The organism is Elioraea sp. Yellowstone (assembly GCF_006704265.1).
Taxonomy (GTDB): domain Bacteria; phylum Pseudomonadota; class Alphaproteobacteria; order Acetobacterales; family Acetobacteraceae; genus Elioraea.
This window is the reverse complement of sequence record NZ_VIKA01000225.1, coordinates 1-3,728: the sequence shown is the minus strand read 5'-3', so window position 1 is coordinate 3,728 and position 3,728 is coordinate 1. Positions and strand designations below refer to the sequence as shown.

At 74.1% G+C, this 3,728-nt stretch carries 5 protein-coding genes; all 5 read left to right on the top strand.

Translation table 11 applies throughout. From position 1 onward, the window contains the following. On the top strand, positions 1-1,008 hold a 1,008-nt coding region (locus tag FK498_RS17930; protein WP_202614913.1), incomplete at its 5' end, for an iron ABC transporter permease. After that, complete coding sequence (locus FK498_RS17925; protein WP_141856969.1) at positions 1,005-1,781, top strand: heme ABC transporter ATP-binding protein; 777 nt, start codon at positions 1,005-1,007, stop codon at positions 1,779-1,781. The genes FK498_RS17930 and FK498_RS17925, both read left to right, overlap by 4 nt. Positions 1,782-2,066: 285 nt before the next feature. Beyond that, positions 2,067-2,636, top strand: coding sequence for an elongation factor P (efp, locus tag FK498_RS17920; protein WP_141856967.1), 570 nt, complete (start codon positions 2,067-2,069; stop codon positions 2,634-2,636). Positions 2,637-2,684: 48 nt separating this feature from the next. Next, complete coding sequence (locus FK498_RS17915; RefSeq protein WP_141856971.1) at positions 2,685-3,473, top strand: inositol monophosphatase family protein; 789 nt, start codon at positions 2,685-2,687, stop codon at positions 3,471-3,473. Between the two features lie 84 nt (positions 3,474-3,557). Beyond that, the gene (locus FK498_RS19525; RefSeq protein ID WP_161988483.1) at positions 3,558-3,701 is read left to right on the top strand and encodes a hypothetical protein; all 144 of its coding nucleotides are present in this window, start codon (positions 3,558-3,560) and stop codon (positions 3,699-3,701) included. The last annotated feature ends 27 nt before the right edge of the window (positions 3,702-3,728 follow it).

The following is a 3,728-nucleotide window of genomic DNA, read 5'->3' as shown; positions in this document are numbered from 1 at the left end:
GCGCTGCTCGGTGCGGCGCTGGCGGTGGTGCTGGTGGTGGCGGTCGGCACCGGCCCGATCGCGCTGCCGCCCGATCGCGTGCTGGCCGCGCTCGCCGCCTGGGCCGGACTGCCGGTGACGGCGGATGCGCGCGACCTCGCGGTGGTGGCGGTGCTGCGCGTGCCGCGCACGCTGATGGCCGGGATGGTCGGCGCGGTGCTGGGACTGGCCGGGGCGGTGATGCAGGGGCTGTTCCGCAACCCGCTCGCCGACCCCGGGCTGCTCGGCGTCTCGGCCGGCGGCGCGGCCGGCGCGGTGGCCACCATCGTCCTGGGAGCGGCGCTGCTGCCCGCGCCGCTGCGCCCCTACGCGACGACGATCGCCGCCTTTCTCGGCGCGCTCGCGGTGACGCTGATGGTGCAGCGTCTCGCCACCGTCGAGGGGCGGGTGCTGATCGCGACCATGCTGCTCGCGGGGATCGTGTTCAACGCCCTTGCCGGCGCGCTCACCTCGGCCTTCGTGTTCGCCGCCGACGATCTGCAGTTGCGCGACATCATGTTCTGGACGATGGGGAGCTGCGCGGGCGCGTCCTGGCCGCGTCTCGGCATGGTCGCCGGCGCGGCCTTGCCGCTGGCGCTGGCGGCACCTCGGCTCGCGCGCGCCCTGGACGCGCTGATCCTCGGCGAGCGCGAGGCGGTGACGCTCGGCATTCCGATCGAGCGGATGAAGCGCGTCGCCGTGGTCCTCGTGGCGCTGGCGGTCGGCGCAGCGGTGGCGGCGACGGGGACGATCGGCTTCATCGGCATCGTCGCGCCGCATCTGGTCCGGCTCGCCCGCGGGGCGCATCACGCCTGGGTGCTGCCCGCCTCCGCGCTCGCGGGTGCGGTGCTGCTGGCCGCCGCGGATGCGGCCTCGCGCATCGTCGTGGCCCCGGCCGAGCTGCCGATCGGGCTGGTGACGGCGCTGCTCGGCGGTCCGTTCTTCCTTGCGCTGCTGTTGCGCGAGCGGTTGAAGGTGGACGGGACGTGATCGTCGCGCGCGGCGTGGTGGTTCGGCGCGGCGGTCGGGTGATCCTGGAGGTGCCGGCGCTCGAGGTGACGGGCGGCGTGCTGCTCGGTCTCGTCGGTCCCAACGGGGCCGGCAAATCGACGCTCGTGCGCGTGCTGTCGGGCGAGCTCGCCCCCGACTCCGGCACGGTGACGTGGGAGGACACGGAGATCGCGCGTATCGCACCGGCGGCGCTCGCGCGGCGGCGTGCGGTGCTGCCGCAGGCGAGCGTGCTCGGCTTCCCGCTGCGGGCGGAGGCGGTAGTGCGGCTCGGCCGCATTCCTCATGCGGGACGGGTCACGCGCGCGGAGGATGCACGCGCGGTGGCGGCGGCGATGCGACTCGCCGGCGTGGAGACCTTGGCGCAGCGGATCGTGCAGGGGCTGTCGGGCGGGGAGGCGCAGCGCGTGCAGCTCGCGCGCGTGCTGGCGCAGCTGCATGGGACGCCGACGGAACGCACGGCGCTGTTCCTGGACGAGCCGACGAGCAGCCTCGACCTCGCCCATGCGCATGCGATCCTGCGCGTGGCGGCGGAACGCGCCCGGGCGGGGGGGATCGTGGTGGCGGTGCTGCACGATCTCGCCGCGGCGTCGCGCTGGTGCGACCGTGTGGCGGTGATGGAGGGCGGGCGCATCGTCGCGCACGGGCCGCCGGAGGCGGTGCTGGACGAGGCGACGGTCGGTCGCGTCTGGGCGGTGCCTGTGCGCCGCGTCCGCGTCGCGGACGGCCGCGACATGGTGTTCCTGCCGCGTTAGGGCTGCGGGAAGGCCGGCCGAGCCGCCCGGCCGGGAGCTGGCGTGCCGATGGGCTGTCGGCCTGGACGTGTGATGGCGGCGTCCGGATGGCTCGGTTGCGGATCGGACGGGCGAGCCCGGCGGAGGCGCCGCTGCCCGGGGACGAGGGGCGAGCCGGGCGGGCGGGCGCGTGCCGGACTGCGCCGGAATCGCGGCCGCAGCGCCTGCGCCGTCCTCCCCGGTTGCCGGTCCCCCCGAAAGCCGGTAACACCCGCGCCCGCCCCCCATCTCCCGACGGACACCGCCATGCCGAAGATGCAGGCCAACCAGATGCGCCCCGGCCACGTGATCGAGCACGAGGGCCAGCGCTGGACCATCCTCAAGAGCCAGATCAACACCCCGGGCAAGGGGGCGGCGGTGATCCAGGTGGAGATGCGCAACCTGCGCACGGGCGCGAAGAAGGACGAGCGCTGGCGCACCGTCGATACGGTCGAGCGGCTGATGACGGAGGAGAAGGAGTACGACTATCTCTTCGCCACTGGCGACCGGCTGACGCTGATGGACAAGGAGAGCTACGAGCAGATCGAGGTCGATGCGGCCCTCTGCGGCGAGGCGAAGCAGTTCCTCCAGGAGGGCATGACGCTGACCGTCGACCTGGTCGAGGGCGAGCCGGTGGCGATCCACCTGCCGGCCACGGTCACGCTCGAGGTCGCGCAGGCCGATCCGGTGGTGAAGGGCCAGACCGCCTCCTCCTCCTACAAGCCCGCCGTGCTCGCGAACGGGGTGAAGACCATGGTGCCGCCCTTCGTCGAGGCGGGCGACCGCATCGTCGTGCGCACCGAGGACGCCTCCTACGTCGAGCGCGCCAAGGGCTGACCCGGCCCCGTGGCCCCGCCGCGCTTCTCGCCCGCCGTCAACACGATGATGGCGGCGGCCCAGAAGGCCGCCCGCCGCCTCCTGCGCGACTTCGGCGAGGTCGAGCAGCTCCAGGTGTCGGTCAAGGGGCCGTCCGATTTCGTCAGCCAGGCCGATCTGCGCGCCGAGGCGACGCTGAAGGCCGAGCTCGGCAAGGGCCGGCCCGACTACGCCTTCCTGATGGAGGAGGCCGGCAGCTCCGGTCCCGAACAGTGGAAGTTCCGCTGGGTGGTCGATCCGCTCGACGGCACCACGAACTTCCTGCACGGCATCCCGCACTGGGCGATCTCGATCGCGCTCGAGCGGCGGCTGGGCAAGACCAGCGAGATCGTCGCGGGCGTGATCTACTCGCCCGCCCAGGCCGAGCTGTTCGTCGCCGAGAAGGGGGTCGGCGCCTTCCTCAACGACCGGCGGCTGCGCGTCTCGGCGCGGCGCGAGATGAAGGAGGCGGTGTTCGCCACCGGCATCCCCTTCGCCGCCATCCCCACCCAGCGCGCGTTCTCCGCGACGCTCGAGCGCCTGATGCCGCAGGTCGCGGGCGTGCGGCGCTTCGGCGCGGCCGCGCTCGATCTCGCCTGGGTCGCGGCCGGGCGCTACGAGGGGTTCTGGGAGCTGAACCTGAACCCGTGGGACATCGCCGCCGGGGTGCTGATGGTGCGCGAGGCGGGCGGTTTCGTCACCGACGAGCAGGGCGGCGATCCGCTGGCCTCGGGCAACGTGGTGGCGGCCAACCCCCATCTGCACGCCCCGTTGCGCGAGATCGTCGCCGCCGGCGCGGCCGCCGCCGGCCGCCGCTGAGCATCGGGACGCGGCGGTTGGTGCGCCGCATCGTGATCGCGTAAGGTGTCGCCTCCCCACGGGAAGGCTTGCATTTTCCGCGACATGGCGCGCTTGGCCCGGATCGTTCTCGCCTGTCTCGTCCTCGCTCCGGCGGCGGGGGCGGAGGCGCGCGACCCCTCGGTGCGCGTGGATCGCGGCGTGATCGAGAGCCTCGGCCCGCCGCCGCCGGCGCCGCGCCCGCCATGACCGAGGACCAGAAGGCGCGCGCCTTCG

Excerpts from the sequence above, each read along its gene's own strand:
- efp (WP_141856967.1), top strand. The coding sequence starts at position 2,067 with ATGCCGAAGATGCAGGCCAACCAGATGCGCCCCGGCCACGTGATCGAG.
- FK498_RS17915 (WP_141856971.1), top strand. The coding sequence starts at position 2,685 with ATGGCGGCGGCCCAGAAGGCCGCCCGCCGCCTCCTGCGCGACTTCGGC.
- FK498_RS19525 (WP_161988483.1), top strand. The coding sequence starts at position 3,558 with ATGGCGCGCTTGGCCCGGATCGTTCTCGCCTGTCTCGTCCTCGCTCCG.